Origin of the sequence: Kitasatospora sp. NPDC051702, from assembly GCF_040681575.1 — a bacterium.
GTDB lineage: Bacteria > Actinomycetota > Actinomycetes > Streptomycetales > Streptomycetaceae > Kitasatospora.
This window is the reverse complement of sequence record NZ_JBFAZB010000062.1, coordinates 1-24,372: the sequence shown is the minus strand read 5'-3', so window position 1 is coordinate 24,372 and position 24,372 is coordinate 1. Positions and strand designations below refer to the sequence as shown.

Genomic DNA, 24,372 nt, shown 5'->3' with positions numbered 1-24,372 from the left:
CCGACGAGCGGAGAGCGTGCGATGGCGCAGGTGCACCCGTGCGGCGGGCCCGTCCGTGCCGCCCGGCGCCGGGTCGGCGGGCCCGCCCGGGCGCTGCTCGCCATGCTGCTCACCGCGCTGGTGGTCGGCGGCGCCGTCCCCTCCGTCTCGGGGGCCGGCCGCTCCTACCTCAGCTACCTGGTCCTGGCCGAGCAGGAGGACGCCGCCGGCGCCGCCCGGGCCGGGGCGGAGAGCCGGGCGGCGGGCGGTCAGGTGGTCCAGGAGTACCCGCAGATCGGGGCCGTCCTGGCGTACGCCACCGGCGGCTTCGCCGACCGGCTGCGCACCCGCCCCGGGATCGCCGCGGTCGGCGCCACCCGCACCACGCCGGTGGTGAGCCCGCCCCGGCTGCTCGACGGCGCCGGGGACTTCGCGGCCGGCGCCGGCCCGGCCGCCCGCGGCGGCGCCGACCGGGCGGACGGCGGCACCCCCACCGTGCCCGACCCGGCCGAGGGCGACCCGTGGAACCTCGCCCTGGTGGGTGCCGCCCCCGCGCCGGGCGGCGACGCCTCCGCCGCACCGCGCGGCCCCGCGGCCGGCGCCGCGCCCACCGCGGGGGCGCTGAACCGGGTGCTGGTCGCGGTGCTCGACTCCGGCGTCGACGACACCCACCCGGACCTGCGGGCCGCCGTCGACCCGAAGGCCTCCGCCTCCTGTGCCGACGGGCGCCCGGACGCCCGCTCCGGTGCCTGGCGGCCCGACCCGGGCGTCGGCGAGAGCGGCCACGGCACCCACGTCGCCGGCATCGTCGGCGCCGCCCGGGACGGTCACGGCGTCACCGGGGTCGCGCCCGGCGTGCGGATCGCCGCCGTCCGGCTGCTCGGGCCGCTCGGCCAGTACTACGCCGAGAACATCGTCTGCGGGATGCTCTGGGCCGCCGACCACGGCGCCAGGGCGATCAACAACAGCTACTTCGCCGACCCGTGGAAGTACAACTGCCCGGAGGACCGGGACCAGGCCGCGCTGGTCGCCGCCGTCGGCCGCGCCGCCGGCTACGCGCAGCGCAGGGGCGCCGTGGTGGTCGCCTCGGCGGGCAACGACGGGCAGGACCTCGGCGCGGCCCGGACCGACGACCGCAGCCCCAACGACCGCACCGCCGGCCCGGCCCGCACCCGCCACCTCGGGACGGAGTGCATCCGGCTGCCCGGCGAGCTGCCCGGGGTGGTCACCGTCACCGCCGTCGACCGGGACGGCCACCCGTCGGGCTACTCCAACTACGGGCGCGGCCGGGTGTCGCTGGCCGCACCCGGCGGGGACCCGGACGGCGGCCCGCAGGGCGCGATCGTCTCCGACTGGCCCGGCGGGCAGTACGCGGCGCTCGCGGGCACCTCGATGGCGGCGGCGCACGTCACCGGGGCGGTCGCGGTGGCCGCCGCACTGCACCCGGACTACGGCTCGGGGGCGCTCGCCGCGCTGCTGGCCGGCACGGCGGCCGCCGCCTGCCCGCCGGGGCCCTACGCCTGCGGGGAGCGGCAGTACGCCGGTGCGGGGCTGCTCGCGCTGCCGAAGTGAGCCGGCCCCGGACCGGCCGGGGCGGGCGGGCGCGGTCCGGGATACTGGGGGGCATGAGGCTGACGGAGTTCTGGCGACGGATGTACGCGCACTTCGGCGAGGCGTACGCGGAGTCCTTCGCCTCCGACCACGTGATGAGCGAACTCGGCGGGCGGACGGTGCGGCAGGCGCTGGAGTCCGGCTGGGAGGCCAAGGACGTCTGGCGGGTGGTCTGTCGGACCCAGGGCGTCTCCGGCGCGCTGCGCTGAGCCGGGCCCGTCCGGCGGTGGGCCGAACGGGTGCCCGCGCCCGGGCGGGCCCGGGGCATGGGTGAGACTGTCGGGGTGGCAAGCAGCGCAGGAGCACCGGAACCGGACAGGTCGGCGCAGGCCGTCGACGATGCCGCGGGCCAGCCGCCCGCACCCGCGCGGCCGCCGGGCCGGGGGATCGAATGGAGCGGCGGGATGCCGCGTTGGCTTCCCCGGGCGATGGTGCTGGCCCTCGTGCTGGTCGGGGTGTTCAAGCTCGCCGACTGGGCCTTCCACCAGCTGATCGACCTCTTCGTGATGCTGCTGGTGGCCTTCTTCCTCTCGCTGGCGCTGGAGCCGGCCGTCGACCGGATGGCGGCGCGCGGGGTGCGCCGCGGGGTGGGCACCTTCCTGGTCTTCGTGGCCGTCGGGGTCGCGGTGGCCGGGTTCCTCGCGGCGCTCGGCACGCTGCTGGTCGACCAGGTGGCGAAGATCGCCGGAGACCTCCCGCACCTGGTCGACAACCTGATCGGCTGGATCAACCGGACGTTCCACCAGGACCTGTCGCTGGGCGAGCTGCAGAAGAAGCTGCTCAAGGACTCCGGGGCGATCGAGAGCTACGCCCAGCAGGCCGCCGACAACGTCTGGGGCGTCTCCTCCACCGTGATCGGCGGGCTCTTCCAGGCCTTCACGGTCGGGCTGTTCACCTTCTACTTCACCGCCGAGGGCCCCCGGGTGCGCCGGACGGTCTGTTCGGTGCTGCCGCCGGCCAAGCAGGCCGAGGTGCTCCGGGCCTGGGAGATCGCCCTGGCCAAGACCGGCGGCTACCTCTACTCCCGGGCGCTGCTGGCGGTGGTCTCGGCCGCCGGCCACTGGGTGATGTTCGCGCTGCTGGACCTGCCGTACTCGGCCGCGCTGGCGGTCTGGGTCGGCGTCATGTCGCAGTTCGTGCCCACCATCGGGACGTACCTCGCCGGCGCGCTGCCGGTGCTGGTGGCGCTCACCGTGGAGCCGGTGGACGCGCTCTGGGTGCTGGTTTTCGTGGTGGTCTACCAGCAGGTCGAGAACTACCTGCTGCACCCGAGGATCACCGCGCGGACGGTGGACGTGCACCCGGCGGTGGCGTTCGGCTCGGTGATCGCGGGCGCGGCGCTGCTCGGGGCGGTCGGCGCGCTGATCGCCATCCCGGCGGCGGCCACCCTGCAGGGCTTCGTCGGGACGTACGTGCGGCGCTACGAGGTGGCCACCGACCCGCGGATCGACCGGGGCGAGCAGCGGCGGGCCCGGCGGGAGCTGCGCCGGGAGGCGGCGCGGCGGCTGCGGCGGATCGTCGGCGGCGACGGGGAGTGATCCGGCGGCCGGGCCGCGGCGGGGGTGACCCGGCCGCCGGGCCGACGTGCGAAGCTTGAATCGAACAGTTGTTCTTTGTACTCTCCGGCGAAGAGTTCTCCACAGGCGGAGCCGGGTCGGGCTCGTTTGTCAGTGGGACGCGCTAGCGTCGAGGACGATGAAGCGCACAGCACAGAACCCGAGGGTGGAAGCCATGGCAGGTACGGATCGCGAGAAGGCCCTTGAGACCGCCCTCGCCCAGATCGAGCGGCAGTTCGGCAAGGGCTCGGTGATGCGCCTCGGTGAGAAGGCCAACGAGCCGGTCGAGGTGATCTCCACCGGGTCCACCGCCCTGGACGTCGCCCTCGGCGTCGGCGGCATCCCGCGCGGCCGGGTGATCGAGATCTACGGCCCCGAGTCCTCCGGCAAGACCACGCTGACCCTGCACCTGGCGGCCAACGCCCAGCGGGCCGGCGGCACGGTCGCCTTCGTCGACGCGGAGCACGCGCTCGACCCGGAGTACGCCAAGAAGCTCGGCGTGGACACCGACGCCCTGCTGGTCAGCCAGCCGGACACCGGTGAGCAGGCCCTGGAGATCACCGACATGCTGATCCGCTCCGGCGCGATCGACCTGGTGATCATCGACTCGGTCGCGGCCCTCGTCCCGCGCGCCGAGATCGAGGGCGAGATGGGCGACTCGCACGTCGGTCTGCAGGCCCGTCTGATGAGCCAGGCGCTGCGCAAGATCGCCGGTGCGCTGAACCAGTCGAACACCACCGCGATCTTCATCAACCAGCTCCGCGAGAAGATCGGCGTCATGTTCGGCTCGCCGGAGACCACGACCGGTGGCCGGGCCCTGAAGTTCTACGCCTCGGTCCGTCTGGACATCCGCCGGATCGAGACCCTGAAGGACGGCACCGAGGCGGTCGGCAACCGCACCCGCGTCAAGGTCGTCAAGAACAAGGTCGCCGCGCCGTTCAAGCAGGCCGAGTTCGACATCCTCTACGGCATCGGCATCAGCCGCGAGGGCGGCCTGATCGACATGGGCGTCGAGCACGGCTTCATCCGCAAGTCGGGTGCCTGGTACACCTACGAGGGCGACCAGCTCGGCCAGGGCAAGGAGAACGCCCGCAACTTCCTGCGGGACAACCCGCAGCTCGCGGACGAGATCGAGCGGAAGATCAAGGGCAAGCTCGGCATCGGCCCCAAGGTCGAGGAGCCGGCCGAGGGTGACGCGGCGGCCCCCGCCTCCGACGGCGCGGCCAAGCCGATCACCGCGACCGCCGCCAAGACGGCCGCGGCGAAGAAGACGGCGGCGGCCGCCAAGGCCTGAGCCGTTGACACAGCACGACGCGGCGGGCAGCGGCCCGGACGACGACCACGGACCACCGGACTGGTTCGCCGCGGTCGCGGAGGAGCCGCCGCCCGCGGAGCAACCGGAGCCGCCGTCCGCGGCGCTGCCCCGGTCACGGCCCCGGAAGGGGCAGCGGCGGGAGCGGTCCTCCGCCGCGCGGTGGGCATCCGGTTCGGAGCCGGAGTTCGACCGGGCGCCGGCCCGGGCGGTGCGCGGCGCGGCGCCCGGGCCGGCACCGGCGGAGCCCTCGGTCGACGAGCTGGGGCTCGTCTCCGCCTCCGAGCTGCCCACCGGCCGGCGTCGGCGCCGCTCGGCCCTGGTGGCCGAGCGGGCCGACGCGACCGGCGCCGTGACGGACGACGAGCCGGGCGGATCCCCGGCCGAAGGCCCCCGGGGAGCGGCCACCGGTCCGCGCGGCGGCACGGGCACGCGCCGGGCCCGGCGCGCGGCGGAGCGGTCCGAGGGCGGGGAGCCGGAGGAGGGGCGTGCGCCCGGCGCCCGTAGACGGGCGGGGGCCGAGGATTCGGCCGACCCGCAGACCCGCGCCCGCGACATCTGCCTGCGGCTGCTCACCGGCGCCGCCAAGAGTCGCAAGCAGCTCGCCGACGCCCTGCGCAAGCGGGAGATCCCGGAGGACGTCGCCGACGAGGTGCTCACCCGGCTCGAAGAGGTCGGGCTGATCGACGACGCGGCCTTCGCCGCGGCCTGGGTGGAGTCCCGGCACGCCGTCCGAGGCCTGTCCCGGCGGGCGCTCACCCAGGAGCTGCGCACCAAGGGGGTGGCCGCCGACCTGGTCGAGCAGGCCGTCGCCCAGGTCGACCACGACGACGAGACCGAGGCCGCCAGGGCCCTCGTCGACCGCAAGCTGCGGGCCACCCGGGGGCTGGACGCCCAGGTGCGCACCCGCCGGCTGGTCGGCATGCTGGCCCGCCGCGGCTACTCCGAGGGGCTGGCGTTCCGGGTGGTGCGCGGCGCGCTGGAGTCGGAGGAGCAGGACGCAACGTAGCCGCGCGCCCCGGGAGGGCGGGCCCGGGAGGGCTCAGACGCTCGGCGAGTCCACCTGCTCGGGGGCGGGGTGGTCCTGGGCGGGGCTGTCCTCGGCGGGGCTGTCCTCGGCGGGGCGGTCCCGGGCCGGCTCGGCGTCCGCGGCCCCGGCCAGCGGGGCCGGCCCCCCGCGGGCCCGGTCGGCCAGTGCCAGCAGGTCCTCGGCGGCGGCGCCCTGGGTGACGCCGACCAGGTGCCCGTCCGGCCGGATCAGCAGCACGGTGTGCGGCCCGGCCTCCGGGTACTCCTCGGTGACCAGCACCTCGGCCGGCACCGGCAGCGCGGCGGCGACCTCGGCCAGCCGGGGCATCAGACCGGCGCCCAGCCAGTGCTCGGAGGACCAGACGGCGGTGCCGGGGGCGACCAGCAGCAGCAGGAAGGCGACGCCGAGCCGGGCGTGCAGGTGGTCGGGGGTGCCGTCGGCGGCCAGCACCGGCAGGTCCGGGACGAGCACGCCGGGCGCGGTGGCGGGCAGCAGTTCGCTGAGCGAGGTGGTGCTGCGGGCACCGCGCTGGACCGGCACCCGGCCGGGGACGCCGGAGGGCGCCGCCGGGTAGGCGGGCGCGCCGCCGAAGCGGCCGGTGCCGAGCTGTCCGTCGGCGAGCAGCGGGGCGTGCTTGCGGAACCCCCCGACCAGCAGCGAACGCCTGGTCTGCTGCCAGCCGCGCAACGGGCGCAGCAGCGGCATGGCCTGGTCGACGGCGCGCAGCCGGGCGCCGACCGCGCCGCGCCGCTCCGCCTCGTAGCCGTCCAGCAGGGAGCCGCCGGGCTGCGGGCCGCCGGAGTGGAGGTGCCAGGCGAGGGCGAGCCGCCAGGCGAGGTTGTCGGCGTCGCGCAGCCCGTCGGCGAGGTTCTGCATGCCGAGTGCGCCGTGCAGGTGGGCGGCGTCGCCGGCGAGGAAGCAGCGGCCGCTGCGGAAGCGGGCGGCGAGGCGCTGCTGGGCGGTGTGGTCGGCGGCGGCCAGCAGGTCGAAGCGCGGCAGTTCGCCGCACCAGCCGGTCAGGGTGGCGGTGACCCGGGTGAGCAGGGTGTCGCCGGTGACGATGCCGGGCCAGGTGGCGTGCGGGTCGACGGGCTCGGTGGGGGCGGGCCGTCCGGGGGGCAGCCGCCAGTCGAGCCGCCAGACGCCGTCCGGCAGGGGGCGGGCGGAGGCCTCGCGGTCGCCGCGCCACGGGGGCTCGCGGTGGAGTCTGGCCTCGTGGAACGGCAGGTCGACGCGGACGGTGGCGATGGCGTTGCGGTCGACGGCCGGGCGGCCGGGGAAGCGGATCTTCAGGAGCTTGCGGACGGCGGAGCGGGCTCCGTCGCAGCCGACCAGGTGGCTGCCGCGCCACCAGGTGCTGGAGCCGTCCTGGGTGCCGTGGGTGCGGACGCTGACGCCGTCGCGGTCCTGTTCGAGTTCGACGACCCGGCTCAGCGGGACGAGTCTCACCAGCGGGGTGCCGGTCAGGGCGTCCCGCAGGCCGCGCTGGAGCCGGTGCTGGGGCAGGTGGAAGGTGGGGGAGTCGGTGAGGTCGATCCGCAGCACCTCCTGGCGGCGCCGCCAGACGGCGAAGGAGTCCCATAGGGCGGAGTCCGAGACGGCCCGGGAGTAGCCGATCCGGGTGAGGAAGGCGGCGGTGTCGGCCCCGAGGACGACGCTGCGCGGGCCTTCGGGGCAGAGGCCGGAGCCCTCGTCCAGGACGACGGTCGGCACCTCGTGCCGGGCCAGGGCGAGGGCCAGGGCCAGACCGACCGGTCCGGCCCCGACCACGATCACCGGGTCCATGCGGTGACCTCCGGGCACGAACCGGCCGATGGGCCGGCGTCAGTTACCGCTGCCGCATATGCCGCGTGGATGCTCCCGGGAGGTGTCACGAAGAGCAATGCAACAGTTCACCTGCGTGTCCGTCAAGCAGCAGCCGAAGTGCGCCGGTTCGCGCCGCGACGGCCGCGTGCTTCGATCCACCGGGCGAGCGCGGTCAGCAGCAGGCAAAGCAGGATGTAGATCGGGCCGATCACCAGCACCACGGGGATGTAGGGGAAGCCCGCGGCGTTCAGCGGCTGGCTGGCGATCTTCTTGCCGATGAACAGCAGCTCCTGGTAGGTGATGATGAAGCCGAGCGAGGTGTCCTTGAGGGTGACGACCAGCTGGCCGATCATCGAGGGCAGCATCGAGCGGACGGCCTGCGGCACCAGGATGCCGGCCATCACCTGGGTCTTGCGCATGCCCAGCGCGTAGGCGGCCTCGGCCTGGCCGCGCGGGACGGCGTTGACGCCGCTGCGGATGATCTCGGCCTGGACCGAGCCGTTGTAGAGGGTGAGCCCGAGCACCAGCGCCCACATCGGCTCCTTCGCGAAGAACGCGTAGTAGAGCGCGACGATCAGGATCAGCAGCGGCATCGCCCGGAAGAACTGGACGAAGCTGACGCAGAGCCAGCGGACCGGCCGGTGGTCGGAGAGCTGGCCGGTGGCCAGCAGCGAGCCCAGCGTGAGCGAGAACAGCGCCGCCAGCCCGAAGGCCTTGAGGGTGGCGAGCAGGCCCTCCAGGATCCACTGCTGGACGGTGTTGTACTGGAAGGCGTCCCACAGCTGGGGGTCGAACTGCCCGTTGTCGTCGAGCGCGGTGAAGGCGTACCAGAGCAGTCCGGCGACGCCGAGCAGCGACAGCACCCCGAAGAGGCGGTACCGGTTGCGGGCGCGCGGGCCGGGGGCGTCGTAGAGGACGCTGGCCGTCGGGACGCGGGTGGAGGTCTTGCTCATCGGGCCACCGCCAGTCGGGACTCCAGGAAGCGGAACAGCGCGGCGACCGTGGCGCTGATCACCAGGTAGGCGCAGGCGATCCAGAAGAAGATCGAGAAGATGGAGTAGCCCTTCTCGGAGAAGGTCTGCTGGGCGCTGTACAGCTCGCTGACGCTGAACGCGCCGGCGATCGCCGAGTTCCTCGGCAGCGCGATGAACACGCTGCTCAGCGGGGCCAGGACGGTCCGGGCGGCCTGCGGCAGGACGACCAGGGTGAGCGTCTGGCCGAAGCCCATGCCGAGGCTGCGGGCGGCCTCCGCCTGGCCGAGCGGCACGGTGTTGATGCCGGAGCGGATCACCTCGCAGACGAACGAGGCGGTGTATCCGCCGAGCGCCAGCACGGCGAAGGCGAGGTGGCTGAAGTGCACGCCCAGCGCCGGCAGCCCGAAGGTGACCGCGAAGAACAGCAGCGTCAGCGGGGTGTTGCGGAACAGCGTCACCCAGGTGGTGCCGAAGGCGCGCAGCACCGGTACCGGGGAGACCCGGAAGGCCGCCAGCAGGGTGCCCAGCAGCAGGGCGAGCAGGGCGCTGAGCGCGCTCAGCTCGATCGTCTGCAGGAAGCCGTCGCGGAACAACGCGAAGTTGTCGTCCTCGAACAGGAACCCCATCCGGCGGCCCTCCTCTCAGGATGTCGGGTCGGGAACGTGTGGCCGCGGCGGTTCGCCGCGTGCGGATCAGTAGCGGTCGAGGGTGGGCACGGCGGGCGCGGCGGAGCCGGACAGGCCGAGCGTCGCGTCGTAGGCCTTCTTCCAGTCGCCGTTCTCCTCGTGGGCCTTGAGGGCGTCGGTGATGGCGCCGCGCAGGGCCGCGTCGTCCTTGTTGAGGCCGACGCCGTAGTTCTCCTTGGTGAACGGCTTGCCGACCACCTGGAGCTTGCCGGCGAACTTGGAGGCGTAGCCCTTGAGGATCGCGTCGTCGGTGGTGACCGCGTCGACCTCGCCGGCGAGCAGCTTCTCGACGCAGGCCGAGTAGGTGTCGAACTGGGTGATCTTCGGGTTGTACTGCTGGATGTTCTTGATCGAGGTCGAGCCGGTGGCGGTGCAGACGTTCTTGCCGCTGACGCTCTCCGGGCCGGTGATCGAGGTGTTGTCCTTCTTCACCAGCAGGTCCTGGCCGGCGATGTAGTACGGGCCGGCGAAGGAGACCGTCTTTTTGCGCTCGTCGTTGATGCTGTAGGTGCCGACGTAGAAGTCGATCTGGCCCTTGGCGATGGCCGGCTCGCGCTGCGAGGAGACCAGGGTCTGCCACTTGATCTGCTGCGGGGTGAAGCCGAGGTCGGCGGCGATCATCTTGGCGATCTCGATGTCGAAGCCGCTGCGGTCGCCGCTGGCGACGTCCTCGAAGCCCAGGAACGGCTGGTCGGCCTTGGCGCCGATGATCAGCTGGCCGCGCTTCCTGGCCTCGGCGAGGATCGCGGAGTCGATCTTGACGTCGGTCTTGACCGTGTAGGTCGGCAGCGCCGGCGCGTTGCCGGAGCTCGCGGCGGAGCCGGGCGAGCCGTCCTTGCCGCAGGCGGCGGTGGCGGTGAGCGCGACGGCACAGAGCGCGACGGCGAGGGTGCGACGAGTCCTCATGAGGGTGTTCTCCTGGGAGCTTGGCCACGGTTCAACCGGGCTCTGGCGTCTGGAAGTTGTGTACACGGGCAGGGCCGTCCGGCGCCCTTGCCGGCGGCGGCCCCGCGTGGTCCCGAAGCGTCAGTGGTGCAGGATCTTCGAGAGGAAGTCCTTGGCGCGCTCGGAGCGCGGCGCGGTGAAGAAGGCGTCCGGGGTGTTCTGCTCGACGATCCGGCCGTCGGCCATGAACAGCACGCGGTTGGCGGCGGAGCGCGCGAAGCCCATCTCGTGGGTGACCACGACCATCGTCATGCCCTCGGCGGCCAGCCGGCGCATGACCTCCAGCACCTCGTTGACCATCTCGGGGTCGAGGGCCGAGGTGGGCTCGTCGAACAGCATCACCTTGGGCTTCATGGCCAGCGCCCTGGCGATCGCCACGCGCTGCTGCTGGCCGCCGGAGAGCTGGGCGGGGAACTTGTCCGCCTGGGCGCCCACGCCGACCCGGTCCAGCAGCTCGCGGGCGGTGCGCTCGGCCTCGGCCCGGGGGACCCGGCGCACCTTGACCTGGCCCATCACCACGTTCTCCAGCACGGTCTTGTGCGCGAAGAGGTTGAAGGACTGGAACACCATGCCGACCTCGGCGCGCAGCCGGGCCAGCTCCCGGCCCTCGGCGGGCAGCGGGCGGCCGTCGATGGTGATCGAGCCGGAGTCGATGGTCTCCAGTCGGTTGATCGTCCGGCACAGCGTGGACTTGCCCGAGCCGGACGGCCCGATCAGGACCACCACCTCGCCCTGGACGATCTCCAGGTCGACGTCCTGCAGCACGTGCAGGGCGCCGTAGTGCTTGTTCACACCGTTCAGCACGACCAGGGGGGCGGCTGCGGGGGTGGAGTCCGCGACCGGGTTCTCGGTCATCGCGCCTGCTCCCTCTGTGTCGGCCCTCGGGAGTCCGAACTCCCTTGGGCGGCAATGGTGGTACGAATCCGGGAGCCGCGACCGGCGGAGCCGCAGCCCCCGGTGGGCCGACCATAGGAGCGATGACGAGCCGCCGTCAGCCGATCTGAGCGGAACTTGAGGATCACGAAACGGCCACACGGTGCTCGCGGACTGTTCGCGAGTGCGTCAACGGGGCATGTCACATCGGGCGTTCGCGCCGGTGCTCCCCGTCCCCCCGGAGCCCGGTGGACGGCCGAGCCTGGCGCCGGGCCGTCCGCTGGCTCATACTGCGCAGGACCGGGACCCGACCGATCGGTCCGGTGATCACGTGGGGGAAGGAGGAGAACAGGATGCGACTGCTGCTCGTCGAGGACGACGAACGGGTGGCCGCCGCGCTGGTCGCGGTACTGGGCCGGCACGGCTTCCAGGTCCGGCACGCCCGCAGCGGGCACGAGGCGCTGGACGCCCTGGTGCCGGACGGCAACGACCCGTACCGGGTGGTGCTGCTCGACCTCGGACTGCCCGACCGCGACGGCTTCGAGGTGTGCAGCCGGATCCGGGCCGGCAGCGGCGTGCCGGTGATCATGGTCACCGCCCGCGCCGACATCCGCTCCCGGATCCACGGCCTCAACCTGGGCGCCGACGACTACGTCACCAAGCCCTACGACATGGGCGAGCTGCTCGCCCGCATCCACGCGGTGGCCCGCCGCGGCGCCGCCCCCGCCGCGGTCGCCGCGCCCGCGCCCGACGCCGTCCCGCAGCAGCGCGGCCCGCTGGAGTCCCGCGGCATCCGGATCGACCGGGAACGCCGCCGGGTCAGCGTGGACGGCCGGGACGTGCCGCTCACCCGCAAGGAGTTCGACCTGCTCGCCCTGCTCGCACAGAGCCCCGGTGTGGTCTACCGGCGCGAGCAGATCTTCAGCGAGGTCTGGCGCAGCGGCTGGGAGGGCAACGGGCGCACCCTGGAGGTGCACATCGGCTCGCTGCGCAACAAGCTCGCCCTGCCCGGCCTGGTCGAGGCCGTCCGCGGCGTCGGCTACCGGCTGATCCCGGAGTCCCCGGCGCCCGCCGCGGACCAGGCCCCGTCGTCCGCACCCGCGGAGCACTGACCGCACGTGCGCACCCGCCTGCTCGGCATCCTGATCGCCCTCATGCTCTGCGTCCTGGCCGCCCTGGGGCTGCCGCTCGCGGCGGCGGTCGCGGCGGCCCAGCAGAGCAAGGTGGTCGTGGACCGGCTCGACGACGCCGCCCGCTTCGCCCAGGACCTGCCCACCTCCGGGGCCTCCGGGGTGGAGTCCGCGCTCAAGGGGGACCTCGAACCCGCCCCCGGTGACGTCAGCCGCCGGCACGCCATCGACGCCGAGGTCAGCCGCTATCACGACCTCTACGGCGTCCGGCTGGGCATCTTCCAGCGCGACGGCCAGCCGATAGCCGCCGCGCCCGCCGACTGGCGGGTGCCGGCCGGCGGCTGGGGCGCACAGGCCTTCCAGGAGGCGCTGGACGGGCGGCGCAGCCACAACCCGCCGCAGGTGTGGCCGTGGACCGGCGACCGCACCCTCACCGTCGCCACCCCGGTGGTGCGCGACGGCGACGTGGTCGCGGTGGTGCTCAGCGAGTCGCCGACCGGGGCGCTGCGCACCCGGATGCTGCACAGCTGGCTGGTGATCGGCGCGGGCGAGGCCGCCGCCATGATCGTCGCCGTGCTGCTGGCCGTCCGGCTCACCGAGTGGGTGCTGCGTCCGGTCCGTACCCTCGACCGGGCCACCCACGACATCGCCACCGGCCGGATGGCCGCCCGGGTCGCGCCCGGCGGCGGGCCGCCCGAGCTGCAGCGGCTGGCCCGCTCCTTCAACGAGATGGCCGACCACGTGGTGCTCGCCATGGACCAGCAGAAGGCCTTCGTCGCCGACGCCTCGCACCAGCTGCGCAACCCGCTGGCGGCGCTGCTGCTGCGGGTCGAGGTGCTCGGCCTGGAACTGCCCGAGGGGCACGAGGAGGAGCTCGGCGGCGTCCGGGAGGAGGGCGTCCGGCTGGCCCGGGTGCTCGACGACCTGCTCGGCCTGGCCACCGCCGAGCACGCCCGCCCCGAACCCGAGCAGACCGACCTCGCCGCGCTCACCCTGGCCCGGGTGGACGCCTGGCGGCCGGTCGCCGAACAGCGCGGCATCGAGCTGCGCTGGGACGGCCCGGCGCTCGCGCTCGGCATGGCCGACCCGATCGGCTTCGGCTCCGCCCTCGACGCCGTGCTCGACAACGCGCTCAAGTTCAGCCCGGCCGACAGCCGGGTGCGGCTGCGGGTCGCGGTGCGCAAGGACGAGGTCGCGGTGACCGTCACGGACGCCGGGCCCGGCCTCACCGAGGACGAGCTGTCCCGCGCCGGGGACCGGTTCTGGCGCAGCCCGCGCCACCAGAACGTGGACGGCTCCGGGCTGGGCCTGTCGATCGCCCGCACCCTGCTGGCGGCCGGCGGCGGCTCGCTCGGCTTCGCGCCGGTCAAGCCGACCGGGCTCGCGGTGACGCTGGCCGTGCCCAGGCCGGCGAAGGCCTGAGGGCCGGCCCGCGCGACCCCGCGGGCCGGCCGACGGGCGGAGCGCAGGCTCCTCAGGGCTTCACGGAGCGGTAGTAGCGCATGGCGCCCTCGTGCAGCGGGAGCGGGTCGGTGTAGACGGCGGTGCGCAGGTCGACCAGCTGGGCCGCGTGCACCTGGGCGCCGATCTGGTCGCGGCTGTCGATCACCGCCCGGGTCATCCCCTCGACCAGGCCCGGGTCCACGTCGTCCCGGGTGATCAGCAGGTTGGGCACCGCCACCGTGGCGACGGCCTCCGTGGGCTCGGCGTTCGGGTAGGTGCCCTTCGGCATGGTGGCCGCCCGGTAGGCGTCGGTGCCGCCGCCCTCCATCTTGTGGATCGCCTCGGCGAGGTCCCCCAGCGGCACGACCCGGATCCGCACGTGGTCGGAGAGGTCGGTGAGGGCGCTGGTCGGCAGGCCGCCGGACCAGAAGAAGGCGTCCAGCTTGCCCGCGCGCAGGTCGTCCGCGGCGGCGCCGACACCGTCCGGCACCGGGACGATGTCGCGGTCGAGGTCCAGTCCGGCCGCGGTCAGCAGCCGCCTGGTCACCAGGTTCACCCCGGACTGCGGCAGCCCCACGCCGACCCTCAGGCCCTTGAGGTCGGCGGTGCGGTGCACCGGCGAGGACGCGGGGACGATCAGCTGCAGGTAGTCGTCGTAGAGCCGGGCGATCGCCCGCAGCCGGTCCTTCCCCGGTCCGCTGTAGTCGGCGACCGCGTCGGCCGTGGCGATCGCGAAGGAGTCCTGGCCGCCGGTCACCCGGGTGAGGTTCTCTATCGAGCCCTGGGAGTTGTCCAGGGCCAGCCGCACACCGGGCATCGCCTTGGCGACGTGGGTCTCCAGCAGCTGCCCGTACCGGTCGTACACGCCGCGCTCGACCCCGGTGGCGAAGCGGGTCTCGCCGAGCGGGTAGCCGGGCGAGCGGCCCGCCGACAGCCACCAGCCGCCCAGCGCCGCGAGCACCAGCACCAGGGCCAGCAGCGTCCGCCACAGCGGGCTGCGGGCCGCGGTGCGGGCGGCGGCGCCGAGGCGTGGAGGAGTGGTGGGGGCCATGCAGGGATACTGCCAGGCGCCCCGGCCGAACGGGAGGGGGAACGGGGTACGGGAACCGCGGGGCCGGCCCGGCACCCGTGCTCCCGGCCGGACCGGAGCGCCTGCCCGGTGGGCGGTGGGCGGGACGGCGGGGGCGGTGGGCGGGACGGCGGGAGCACGGGCGGGGCGGGACCGGGAAAAGCGCTTCGCGGCTGCCCGTACCCTGGTCTGGTGAGCGGTGAGAGCGGATTGAAGAGCTACAAGGTCGTCACGTACGGCTGCCAGATGAACGTCCACGACTCCGAGCGGCTGTCCGGCCTGCTGGAGGACGCCGGCTACGTCAAGGCCGGCCAGGACGGCGACCCGGACCTGGTCGTGTTCAACACGTGCGCGGTGCGCGAGAACGCCGACAACAAGCTGTACGGCAACCTCGGGCAGCTGGCGCCGGTCAAGACCCGCCACAAGGGCATGCAGATCGCCGTCGGCGGCTGCCTGGCGCAGAAGGACCGCGACACCATCGTGCGGAAGGCCCCCTGGGTCGACGTGGTGTTCGGCACCCACAACATCGGCCACCTGCCGGCGCTGCTGGAGCGGGCCGCGGTCGAGCGCAAGGCCCAGGTGGAGATCCTGGAGTCGCTGGAGACCTTCCCCTCCACCCTGCCGACCCGCCGCGAGTCGGCGTACGCGGCCTGGGTCGCCATCTCGGTCGGCTGCAACAACACCTGCACCTTCTGCATCGTCCCGGCGCTGCGCGGCAAGGAGGAGGACCGCCGCCCCGGCGACGTCCTCGCCGAGATCGAGGCGCTGGTGGACGAGGGCGTCATCGAGGTGACCCTGCTCGGCCAGAACGTCAACGCCTACGGCTCCGACCTGGGCGACCGCGAGGCCTTCTCCAAGCTGCTCCGGGCGGCCGGCCAGGTCGAGGGCCTGGAGCGGATCCGCTTCACCTCGCCGCACCCGCGCGACTTCACCGACGACGTGATCGCCGCGATGGCCGAGACCCCGAACGTGATGCACCAGCTGCACATGCCGCTGCAGTCCGGGTCGGACCGGGTGCTCAAGGCGATGCGCCGCTCCTACCGGCAGGACCGCTTCCTGGGGATCATCCGGAAGGTCCGCGAGGCGATGCCCGACGCGGCGATCTCCACCGACATCATCGTGGGCTTCCCCGGCGAGACCGAGGAGGACTTCGAGGAGACGATGCACGTCGTCCGCGAGGCCCGCTTCACCAGCGCCTTCACCTTCCAGTACTCCAAGCGCCCCGGCACCCCGGCCGCGGACATGGCGGACCAGGTGCCGAAGGCCGTCGTCCAGGCCCGCTACGACCGGCTGATCGCGCTCCAGGAGGAGATCTCCTGGGACGAGAACAAGAAGCAGGTCGGCCGCACCCTGGAGATCCTGGTCGCCGAGGGCGAGGGCAAGAAGGACGACAAGACCGACCGGCTCTCCGGCCGCGCCCCCGACAACCGGCTGGTGCACTTCACCCGGCCCGCCGAGCCGGTGCGCCCGGGCGACATGGTGACCGTCGAGATCACCTACGCCGCCCCGCACCACCTGCTCGCCGAGGGGCCGACCCTCGCGGTGCGCCGCACCCGGGCCGGTGACGCCTGGGAGAAGCGCCAGGCCAAGCCCGCGGCCAAGCCGGCCGGGGTGATGCTCGGCCTGCCGACCATCGGCGCTCCGGCCGCGCTGCCGTCGGCCGCCCCGGCGGGTGGCTGCTGCGGCGACTGACGCCGCGCCGCGCACGACGGCCCGGTGGGACCCGCGTCCCGCCGGGCCGTCGCGCTTCCCGCCCGGCGCGTTCTCCGGCCTGGGTCCCGTTCTCCGGCCGGGCTCCCGTTCCCCGTCGGGGTCCGTTCCCCGTCGGGGTCCGTGTGCGGACGGGCCGCTTCGGCCCCCCTCCTCCCGGCGGGAGAGGGCCTAGAGTGATCCACATGCTGGTAGCCGCCGCCGTGTGCCCCTGTCCGCCGCTGCTCGTCCCGGAGGTCGCCGCCGGGGCGGCCGCCGAGCTGGACGGGCTGCGGGCCGCCTGCGACGAGGCGCTGGCTGCGCTGGTCGCGGCCGCGCCGCAGCTGGTCGTGGTGGTCGGCACCGGCCCGCAGGCCGAGGTGTGGACCGAGGGCGGGGCCGGCTCCCTGCACCGCTACGGGGTGCCGCTGGTGGCCAAGCTGCCCGGCGACCGGGTGGAGGGGCCGGAGCTGGCGCCCTCGCTGACCATCGGCGCCTGGCTGCTGCAGCGCGCCGGCGTGGACGTCCCGACGCACGCCTGCGCCGTGCCGGCCGACGCCCCCGCCGACCGGATGCTCGGCCTCGGCCAGGGCCTGGCCGGGCTCGCCGACCGGGTCGCCCTGCTGGTGCTGGGGGACGGCAGCGCGTGCCGCTCGCTGAAGGCCCCCGGCTACCTGGACGAGCGGGCCGAGGGCTTCGACGCCGCGCTGGCCGCCGCCCTGGGCTCCGCCGACCTGGCCGCCCTCGCCGCGCTGGACGCCGCGCTGGCCGCCGAGCTCCAGGCCGAGGGCCGGGCGCCCTGGCAGGTGCTGGCCGGCGCCGCCGAGGGCGCCGGCCTCACCGCACGGCTCGGCTACCAGGACGCCCCGTACGGCGTCGGGTACCTGGTGGCGTCCTGGAGCTGAGCGCCCCGGTGCGGGGCGGCGGCCGGGAGCCTCAGCCCCGCGGGGCCGGGCCGGGGCCGTCGCCCGTGGCGGGCCCGGGCCTGGTGGCGAAGTCGTCCACCGCACCCTTGGCCCGGCTGGCGCCGTGCTCGATCTTCTCGCTGTACTTGCCCTTGGTGGCCCGGTCGATCGCCCCGCCGGCCCGGTCCACCGCGTGGTCGATCTGGTCGCCGTGCTTTCCCGCGAGCTCGCTGGCCCGCTCCTTGAGCTCCCCGGCCTTGCCCTTGAGGTTGTCCATCAGACCCATGGTGTCGTCACCCTTCCTCTCCGTGTCCTGACCAACGTCCCGGGGGGTCGAAGCGTTCGCGACCGCCGAAACGGCCGGAAACAGTCATATCGTCGCGCACCGGTGGCGGTCGGGCAGCGCGGTCACGGCAACCCCGCCGGTTTTGCGAGACTGGAGCGGTGAGCAGCTCCCAGCCCCGCGTGGTCTCCGTCGTCGGCGCGACCGCCGCCGGCAAATCCGACCTGGCCGTCGCCATCGCCCGCACCCTCGACGGCGAGGTGATCAACACCGACTCGATGCAGCTGTACCGGGGCATGGACATCGGCACCGCCAAGCTCACCCTGCCCGAGCGCGGGGGAGTGCCGCACCACCTGATGGACGTCTGGGACGTCACCGAGGCCGCCAGCGTCGCCGAGTACCAGCGGCTGGCCAGGGCCGAGATCGACCGGCTGCTCGCCGCCGGGCGCACGCCCGTCCTGGTCGGCGGCTCCGGGCTGTACGTCCGGGCGGCGATCGACGAGATGGAGTTCCCCGGCACCGACCCGGAGGTCCGCGCCCGGCTGGAGGCCGAGCTCGACCGGGACGGCCCGTACGCCCTGCACCGGCGGCTGGCCGAGCTGGACCCGGCCGCCGCCGAGGCGATCCTGACCGGCAACGGGCGGCGGATCGTCCGTGCCCTGGAGGTCATCGAGATCACCGGCCGGCCGTTCACCGCCAACCTCCCGAGCAACACCGCCGTCTACGACGCGGTGCAGATCGGCGTCGCCGTGCCGCGCCCCGAACTCGACGAGCGGATCACGCTGCGGGTCGACCGGATGTGGCGGGCCGGGCTGCTGGACGAGGTGCGGGAGCTGGAGGGCGCCGGACTGCGGGAGGGCCGCACCGCCTCCCGGGCGCTCGGCTACCAGCAGGTGCTGGACCACTTCGCCGGGGAGTGCACGGAGGACGAGGCGCGGGCCGAGACCGTCCGGGCCACCAAGCGCTTCGCCCGCCGCCAGGAGTCCTGGTTCCGCCGCGACGACCGGATCCACTGGCTCTCCCGCCCGGCCGGGACCGACCCGGTCGAGCTGCTGGAACGATCCCTCGAACTGATCGGCCGTCAGGGGGTTCCGGCCGTGTAGGCGGGTTCCGGCCACCCGGCGGGTGCAGGTGCGCGCGCAGGTGGCCGTGCAGGACGAACCGGCGGTCACGGGCCGATCACGTGATGGCCACGGATCACTTGTCGACCCCGGTCAGGCCCGGAACGCACCTCTGGACATGCCATCATCGATGCCATAGGGATCGGCCCGCGCGGGCCGACCGTGCCCGGCCGCGAGTCCGCTCGTGTCGAACAGTCAGGGGAGGCCGTGTGTCAACGGGTACCGGCCCCGAATCCGGCCAGAGCGGGAGCGTCACCGCGCCGGCCGAGGCGTTCGACGAGTCCACGATGGGCGACCTGCCCGTGCTGACCGGCCTGGGCGCACCCACCTCCTACGCCACCGCGCTGCCCGCCCTGGACACCCGCACCCCGGCGGGCGCGGTGCACGAGCGGGAGATCCGGCCGCTGCGCCGGCTCCGCTGGTGGCAGACCCTGCCGATCGCCCTGCTGGGCACCCTCGGCTCGCTGATGTTCGCCTTCCCGCTCGCCTTCGGCTCCGCCGGGGCCCGCGCGACCATGGTCGGCATGCTCGGGCTGCTGCTCACCGCCGCCTCCGTCGGCTGGGGCGCCATGGCCGCCCGGCACGCCGGCTACAAGTGGCCCGGCCTGCCGCGCCGCGGCTCCGGGCAGCGGGCCGGCTGGAAGGCGATCGTGGTCTACACCCTGATCGCGCTGGCGGCCTGCGCGCTGGCCGTCTGGCGGGTCGCCTACCTGCGGTGACCGGGCCCGGGCCCCGGCCCGGCGACTCAGTACCATCGGGAGGGTGAGCGCATCCTCCCCGCAGCAGGCCGGCCCCCGCTTCTTCAAGGGGCACGGCACCGAGAACGACTTCGTCATCATCCCGGACCCGGACGGCGCACTGGCGCTCGGCCCGCAGGCCGTCGTCGCCCTGTGCGACCGGCGGGCCGGCATCGGCGGGGACGGGCTGCTGCGCGTGGTGCGCTCCGCCGCCGACCCGGCCTCGGTGGACCAGGCCGACCGGGCCGAGTGGTTCATGGACTACCGCAACGCCGACGGCAGCATCGCCGAGATGTGCGGCAACGGCGTGCGGGTCTTCGCCCGCTTCCTGGTCGAGTCAGGGCTGGCGAAGCCGGGCGAGCTGGCGATCGCCACCCGCGCCGGGGTGCGGCGGGCGAGGGTCGCCGAGGACGCCGCGGACGGCACGCTCGGCGAGGTCACCGTCGACATGGGCCGGGCGCGGCTGCCCGGGCCGGACGGCGTCGAGGTCGCGGTCGGCGCCCGGCGCTGGCCCGCGCTGAACGTGAACATGGGCAACCCGCACGCGGTGGCCTTCGTCGAGAGCCTGGAGCACGCGGGGAACCTGTACACCGCCCCGCTCACCAGCCCCGACGGCGTGTACCCGGAGGGCGTCAACGTCGAGTTCGTGGTGGACCGCGGTCCGCGGCACGTCGCCATGCGGGTGCACGAGCGCGGCTCCGGGGAGACCCGCTCCTGCGGCACCGGCACCTGCGCCGTCGCGGTGGCCGCCATCCGTCGGGACGGCGTCGACCCGGCGGTCACCGGGGAGCCCGCCACCTACACCGTGGACGTGCCGGGCGGCCGGGTGGTCGTCACCGAGCACCCGGACGGCCGGATCGACATGACCGGGCCCGCGGTGATCGTGGCGGGCGGCGAGATCGACCCGCGCTGGTGGGCGACCCTCGTCGGCTGACGGCCCGGTTTGCCCACTTCGTGAGCCGGCGAATCCGCCCGTTCGGGTGATGCCGGTCGCGGACGGGAAGCAACGCATCGCGGAACGTGCTCTGCTCGGTAGCATGGACCACCGGGCCGGGCGCCCCCGAGAGGGGCAGGCGGGCAACCGGTGATCGCTGCCGGAGGTGCGCCGATGACCATCGAAGCCGGGCAGTCCCTGACGGGGCAGCCGACGTCCGCACGGCAAGCCGGGGCCAGGCGGCCCCTGGGGGAACTCGGCCGGGCCGCACTCGGCCGGGCCGGCCGGGCCGCCCTGCTGGCCACCGGCCGGCCGCCCGTCCCGGACGCCCTCGAACCGCTCGTCCGGGTCCACCGCGAGCACCATCCGCAGGCCGACCTCGGCCTGCTCGCCCGCGCGTACCGGCTCGCCGAGGCCAGCCACCGCGGCCAGAAGCGCAAGAGCGGCGAGCCGTACATCACCCACCCGCTCGCCGTCACCATGATCCTGGCCCAACTCGGCGCCGGGACCACCACCCTGGTCGCCTCGCTGCTCCACGACACCGTCGAGGACACCGAGTTGACGCTGGAGCAGGTCGGCGAGGGCTTCGGGCCCGAAGTCGCCTACCTGGTGGACGGGGTGACGAAGCTGGAGAAGGTCGACTTCGGCGCCGCCGCCGAGGCCGAGACCTTCCGCAAGATGCTGGTCGCCACCGGCGACGACGTCCGGGTGATGGTCGTCAAGCTCGCCGACCGGCTGCACAACATGCGCACCATCCGGCACATGAAGCCGGCCAGCCAGGTGCGGATCGCCAAGGTCACCCGGGACGTGCTGATCCCGCTGGCCGAGCGGCTCGGCATCCAGGTGCTCAAGGCGGAGCTGGAGGACATCGTCTTCGCCACCCTGCACCCGGAGGAACACGCCCGCACCAGGGCCCTGATGGCCGGTCACGAGGGCGAGCCCGACGCGCTGCTGGAGCCCTTCGCCCGGCAGCTGGCCCGCCAGCTCGCCGAGACCGGGGTCACCGCCGAGGTCACCGTCCGCCCCCGGCACTGCGTCTCGCTGCACCGGGTGCTGCTCAAGCGGGCCGCCGCGCCCGGCCCGGACGGGCGGCCGCAGGGGCCGCAGCCGGCCGACTTCGGGCGGCTGCTGGTGGTCGTCGAGGAGAACGCCGACTGCTACGCCGTGCTCGGCGAACTGCACACCTGCTGGACGCCGCTGCCCGGCGAGTTCAAGGACTTCGTCGCCGCCCCCAAGTTCAACCTCTACCAGTCGCTGCACACCGCCGTGGCGCTGGGCGGCGGTGAGGTGGTCGAGGTGCTGGTGCGCACCCGGCGGATGCACGCGGTCGCCGAGACGGGGGTGGTCGCGCTCGGGGACCCGGAGCCGGCCGGCGCCGTCCAGGACGCCGACGAGCTCGACCGCACCGACCCGGCCCGGCCCGGCTGGCTCAGCCGGCTGCTGGAGTGGCAGCAGGAGACGCCCGACCCGGACGCCTTCTGGTCCGCGCTCACCGCCGACCTGGCCGGCGACCGCGAGATCACCGTGGTGACCGAGGACGGCGAAACGCTTCAGCTGCGGGCCGGCGCCACCTGCGTGGACGCCGCCTACCTGCTCGGCGAGGAGACCGGCCACCGGTGTATCGGCGCCCGGGTCAACGGCCGGCTCACCGCGCTCTCCACCGTGCTCCAGGACGGCGACCTGCTCGCCGTGCTCACCGAGACCGCGCCCACCCCGGCCGGGCCCGCCGGGAGCGCGCCCGCCGGGGCCGGCGCACCCGCCGCCGAACCCTCCGGACCGGCCCCCGAGTGGCTGGCCCACGCCCGGACCCCGGCGGCCCGGCTGGCCATCGAACGCTGGCTCGCCGACCACCCGGCCCGGCTCCCCGTGGTGCGCACCGGGCCCTCCAGCGGCCAGCCCGCCCCGGCCGCGCAGCGCCGCCCGGAACGCCGCCCGGCGCCGGTCGCGGTGGCCGGGCACCCCGGGGCGCCGGTCCGGCTGGCCCGCTGCTGCACGCCCGTCCCGCCGGACGAGGTGGCCGGCTACCCGATCCGCGGCGGCGCCGTCGCCGTGCACCGCACCGGCTGCCCGGCCGGGGAGCGGATGCGCGAGGCGGGCCGCGCGGAGCTGGAGGTCCGCTGGCAGCCGCAGGGCGCCCCGGCGGCCGGCCACCGGGCCACCCTGCGGGCCGAGGCGCTGAACCGCCCCCGGCTGCTCGCCGACCTCACCGCGGCGATCTCCGCCGAGGGCGTGGGCATCGTCTCCGCCGAGGTCGAACCGCCGCAGGAACTGCGGGTCCGGCACACCTACACGGTGGAACTGCCCGAGCCGGCCGTGCTGCCCGCGCTGATGCGGGCGATGCTCCGGGTGTCCGGGGTGTACGACGTGAGCCGCCCGCATGCCCCCGAGGGCGGCGGCGCCCGCGACCCCGGGGGAAATGGGGATGACCGGCCCGCGCCGGGCGTGCGACCATCATGGGGAATTCACGGCCGGTCCGCGGCGTTCACAGGGCACAGGAGCCCCGGTGGCACCCGAGGACCCGAGGGGTAGCTCACCTCGCCCGGACGGTAAGCGGGGCGGAAGCTGGGCAGACTCCCGGTGGGCGGCGCGAGCCGTCCGCACAGGCCATCCGCACCAGCGACCAAAGGACAGAATGACCTCCACGTTCGACACCCGCGACCACGCCGACGCCCCGCGCCGCCTGGACGGTATGCGGGCGGAAGCCCTCATGGACGAGGACCTCGCGGCCATCGACGAGGACCACGGCCACCACTACGACGGCGACCAGTACGACCGCAGCGAGCGCGCCGCGCTCCGCAGGGTCGCCGGCCTCTCCACCGAACTCGAGGACGTCACCGAGGTCGAGTACCGCCAGCTCCGCCTGGAGCGCGTGGTCCTCGTCGGCGTCTGGACGGACGGCACCCTGGAGGAGGCGGAGAACTCGATGGCCGAGCTCGCCGCGCTCGCCGAGACGGCCGGCTCCGAGGTGCTGGACGGCGTCATCCAGCGCCGCGACAAGCCCGACGCGGCCACCTACATCGGCTCCGGCAAGGCCCAGGAACTGCGCGACATCGTCGCCGCGACCGGTGCCGACACCGTGGTCTGCGACGGTGAGCTCACCCCCGGGCAGCTGATCCACCTGGAGGACGTGGTCAAGGTCAAGGTCGTCGACCGGACGGCCCTGATCCTGGACATCTTCGCCCAGCACGCCAAGTCCCGGGAGGGCAAGGCGCAGGTCTCGCTCGCGCAGATGCAGTACATGCTGCCGCGCCTGCGCGGCTGGGGCCAGTCGCTCTCCCGGCAGATGGGTGGTGGCGGCTCCGGCTCGTCCGGCGGCGGCATGGCCACCCGTGGTCCCGGTGAGACCAAGATCGAGACCGACCGGCGCCGGATCCGCGAGAAGATGGCGAAGCTCCGCAAGGAGATCGCCGAGATGAAGAAGGGCCGCGACACCAAGCGCCAGGAGCGCAAGCGCCACCAGGTGCCGTCGGTGGCCATCGCCGGGTACACCAACGCCGGCAAGTCCTCCCTGCTCAACCGGCTCACCGGCGCCGGCGTCCTGGTGGAGAACGCGCTGTTCGCCACCCTGGACCCGACCGTCCGCCGGGCCCAGACGCCGAGCGGGCGGGTCTACACCCTGGCCGACACCGTCGGCTTCGTCCGGCACCTGCCGCACCACCTGGTCGAGGCCTTCCGCTCCACCATGGAGGAGGTCGCCGACGCCGACCTCATCCTGCACGTGGTCGACGGCTCGCACCCCGAGCCGGAGACGCAGCTGGCCGCCGTCCGCGAGGTCATCGTCTCGGTCGACGCGCAGAACGTGCCGGAGATCGTGGTGATCAACAAGGCGGACGCCGCCGACCCGCACGTGCTGCAGCGCCTGCTGCGCCGCGAGCCGCACGCCATCGTGGTGTCGGCCCGCAGCGGCGCGGGCATCGAGGAGCTGCTGAAGCTCATCGACGACGAGCTGCCGCGTCCGGCCGTCGAGGTGCGGGCCCTGGTGCCCTACACCCACGGCGGGCTGGTCTCGCGGGTGCACGCCGAGGGCGAGCTGCTCGCCACCGAGCACACCGGCGAGGGCACCCTGCTGCACGCCAAGGTGCCGGCCGAGCTGGCCGCCGAACTGGAGCGCTTCACGGTGGCGCTGCAGGGCTGAGGCCGCTGCCGCGGTGCGGCACGAACGGTGACGGAGGGCCCCGGACGGATGCGTCCGGGCGCAGGCGACGTCCCCTTCGAGCGAGTCCAGGCCGTGCTGCGAACTGAGCACCTGGTGCCCTTCGGCCAGGAGCGCGGGGATGAGCTTGTTGAAG

The 24,372-nt window shown here is 74.5% G+C and carries 21 protein-coding genes; 14 read left to right on the top strand and 7 right to left on the bottom strand.

Annotated elements, in window-relative coordinates; genetic code table 11:
- The first annotated feature begins 21 nt into the window (after positions 1-21).
- The 5 genes from AB0N04_RS34690 (at position 22) to AB0N04_RS34670 (ending at position 5,467) form a co-directional block, all read left to right on the top strand.
- A complete protein-coding gene (locus AB0N04_RS34690; protein WP_360221018.1) occupies positions 22-1,551 on the top strand; it encodes a S8 family serine peptidase in 1,530 nt (509 codons plus the stop codon).
- A 53-nt stretch (positions 1,552-1,604) separates the two neighbouring features.
- The gene (locus AB0N04_RS34685) at positions 1,605-1,799 is read left to right on the top strand and encodes a DUF3046 domain-containing protein (RefSeq protein ID WP_360221015.1); all 195 of its coding nucleotides are present in this window, start codon (positions 1,605-1,607) and stop codon (positions 1,797-1,799) included.
- Between the two features lie 195 nt (positions 1,800-1,994).
- Entirely contained in the window at positions 1,995-3,128 is a 1,134-nt protein-coding gene (locus tag AB0N04_RS34680) for an AI-2E family transporter (RefSeq protein WP_360221012.1), read from the top strand.
- Positions 3,129-3,321: 193 nt separating this feature from the next.
- On the top strand, positions 3,322-4,440 hold the full coding sequence (recA, locus tag AB0N04_RS34675; RefSeq protein WP_360221009.1) for a recombinase RecA: 1,119 nt from the start codon (positions 3,322-3,324) through the stop codon (positions 4,438-4,440).
- 4 nt (positions 4,441-4,444) lie between these two features.
- The gene (locus AB0N04_RS34670) at positions 4,445-5,467 is read left to right on the top strand and encodes a regulatory protein RecX (RefSeq protein WP_363365643.1); all 1,023 of its coding nucleotides are present in this window, start codon (positions 4,445-4,447) and stop codon (positions 5,465-5,467) included.
- 33 nt (positions 5,468-5,500) lie between these two features.
- Here AB0N04_RS34670 and AB0N04_RS34665 read toward each other — a convergent pair whose 3' ends face one another.
- The 5 genes from AB0N04_RS34665 to AB0N04_RS34645 all read right to left on the bottom strand — a co-directional run bounded on the left by AB0N04_RS34665 (position 5,501) and on the right by AB0N04_RS34645 (position 10,754).
- Entirely contained in the window at positions 5,501-7,273 is a 1,773-nt protein-coding gene (locus AB0N04_RS34665) for an FAD-dependent monooxygenase (protein ID WP_360222181.1), read from the bottom strand.
- Between the two features lie 122 nt (positions 7,274-7,395).
- On the bottom strand, positions 7,396-8,247 hold the full coding sequence (locus tag AB0N04_RS34660; protein ID WP_360222184.1) for an amino acid ABC transporter permease: 852 nt from the start codon (positions 8,245-8,247) through the stop codon (positions 7,396-7,398).
- Positions 8,244-8,894, bottom strand: coding sequence for an amino acid ABC transporter permease (locus tag AB0N04_RS34655; RefSeq protein WP_360222187.1), 651 nt, complete (start codon positions 8,892-8,894; stop codon positions 8,244-8,246). The genes AB0N04_RS34660 and AB0N04_RS34655 overlap by 4 nt, the downstream gene beginning before the upstream one ends.
- A gap of 66 nt (positions 8,895-8,960) precedes the next feature.
- Positions 8,961-9,860: a glutamate ABC transporter substrate-binding protein gene (locus tag AB0N04_RS34650; protein ID WP_360222190.1), complete on the bottom strand. Its 900-nt coding sequence runs from the start codon at positions 9,858-9,860 to the stop codon at positions 8,961-8,963.
- A 120-nt stretch (positions 9,861-9,980) separates the two neighbouring features.
- Positions 9,981-10,754, bottom strand: a complete 774-nt coding sequence (locus tag AB0N04_RS34645; protein WP_360222193.1) for an amino acid ABC transporter ATP-binding protein — start codon at positions 10,752-10,754, stop codon at positions 9,981-9,983.
- Positions 10,755-11,125: 371 nt separating this feature from the next.
- Between AB0N04_RS34645 and AB0N04_RS34640 the strand changes: the two genes are divergently transcribed.
- Entirely contained in the window at positions 11,126-11,884 is a 759-nt protein-coding gene (locus AB0N04_RS34640; protein WP_360222196.1) for a response regulator transcription factor, read from the top strand.
- Between the two features lie 6 nt (positions 11,885-11,890).
- Positions 11,891-13,324 carry a HAMP domain-containing sensor histidine kinase gene (locus AB0N04_RS34635; RefSeq protein ID WP_360222199.1) on the top strand — a complete coding sequence of 478 codons (1,434 nt, stop codon included), beginning with the start codon at positions 11,891-11,893 and terminating at the stop codon, positions 13,322-13,324.
- Between the two features lie 52 nt (positions 13,325-13,376).
- Here AB0N04_RS34635 and AB0N04_RS34630 read toward each other — a convergent pair whose 3' ends face one another.
- The gene (locus AB0N04_RS34630; protein ID WP_360222202.1) at positions 13,377-14,396 is read right to left on the bottom strand and encodes a TAXI family TRAP transporter solute-binding subunit; all 1,020 of its coding nucleotides are present in this window, start codon (positions 14,394-14,396) and stop codon (positions 13,377-13,379) included.
- 210 nt (positions 14,397-14,606) lie between these two features.
- Between AB0N04_RS34630 and miaB the strand changes: the two genes are divergently transcribed.
- Entirely contained in the window at positions 14,607-16,106 is a 1,500-nt protein-coding gene (miaB, locus tag AB0N04_RS34625) for a tRNA (N6-isopentenyl adenosine(37)-C2)-methylthiotransferase MiaB (protein WP_360222205.1), read from the top strand.
- Between the two features lie 203 nt (positions 16,107-16,309).
- Complete coding sequence (locus AB0N04_RS34620) at positions 16,310-17,008, top strand: hypothetical protein (RefSeq protein ID WP_360222208.1); 699 nt, start codon at positions 16,310-16,312, stop codon at positions 17,006-17,008.
- Between the two features lie 31 nt (positions 17,009-17,039).
- Here the strand turns inward: AB0N04_RS34620 and AB0N04_RS34615 are convergent, their stop codons facing one another.
- Complete coding sequence (locus tag AB0N04_RS34615) at positions 17,040-17,285, bottom strand: antitoxin (RefSeq protein ID WP_360222211.1); 246 nt, start codon at positions 17,283-17,285, stop codon at positions 17,040-17,042.
- A gap of 167 nt (positions 17,286-17,452) precedes the next feature.
- Here AB0N04_RS34615 and miaA point away from each other — a divergent pair, with 167 nt between their 5' ends.
- From miaA to hflX, 5 genes are all read left to right on the top strand, one after another.
- Positions 17,453-18,394: a tRNA (adenosine(37)-N6)-dimethylallyltransferase MiaA gene (miaA, locus tag AB0N04_RS34610; protein ID WP_360222214.1), complete on the top strand. Its 942-nt coding sequence runs from the start codon at positions 17,453-17,455 to the stop codon at positions 18,392-18,394.
- Positions 18,395-18,621: 227 nt separating this feature from the next.
- On the top strand, positions 18,622-19,131 hold the full coding sequence (locus AB0N04_RS34605) for a hypothetical protein (RefSeq protein WP_360222217.1): 510 nt from the start codon (positions 18,622-18,624) through the stop codon (positions 19,129-19,131).
- A gap of 43 nt (positions 19,132-19,174) precedes the next feature.
- Positions 19,175-20,083 carry a diaminopimelate epimerase gene (gene dapF, locus AB0N04_RS34600; protein WP_360222220.1) on the top strand — a complete coding sequence of 303 codons (909 nt, stop codon included), beginning with the start codon at positions 19,175-19,177 and terminating at the stop codon, positions 20,081-20,083.
- 174 nt (positions 20,084-20,257) lie between these two features.
- Complete coding sequence (locus tag AB0N04_RS34595) at positions 20,258-22,612, top strand: HD domain-containing protein (protein WP_360222223.1); 2,355 nt, start codon at positions 20,258-20,260, stop codon at positions 22,610-22,612.
- 103 nt (positions 22,613-22,715) lie between these two features.
- On the top strand, positions 22,716-24,218 hold the full coding sequence (gene hflX / locus AB0N04_RS34590) for a GTPase HflX (RefSeq protein ID WP_360222226.1): 1,503 nt from the start codon (positions 22,716-22,718) through the stop codon (positions 24,216-24,218).
- Positions 24,219-24,372: the final 154 nt, after the last annotated feature.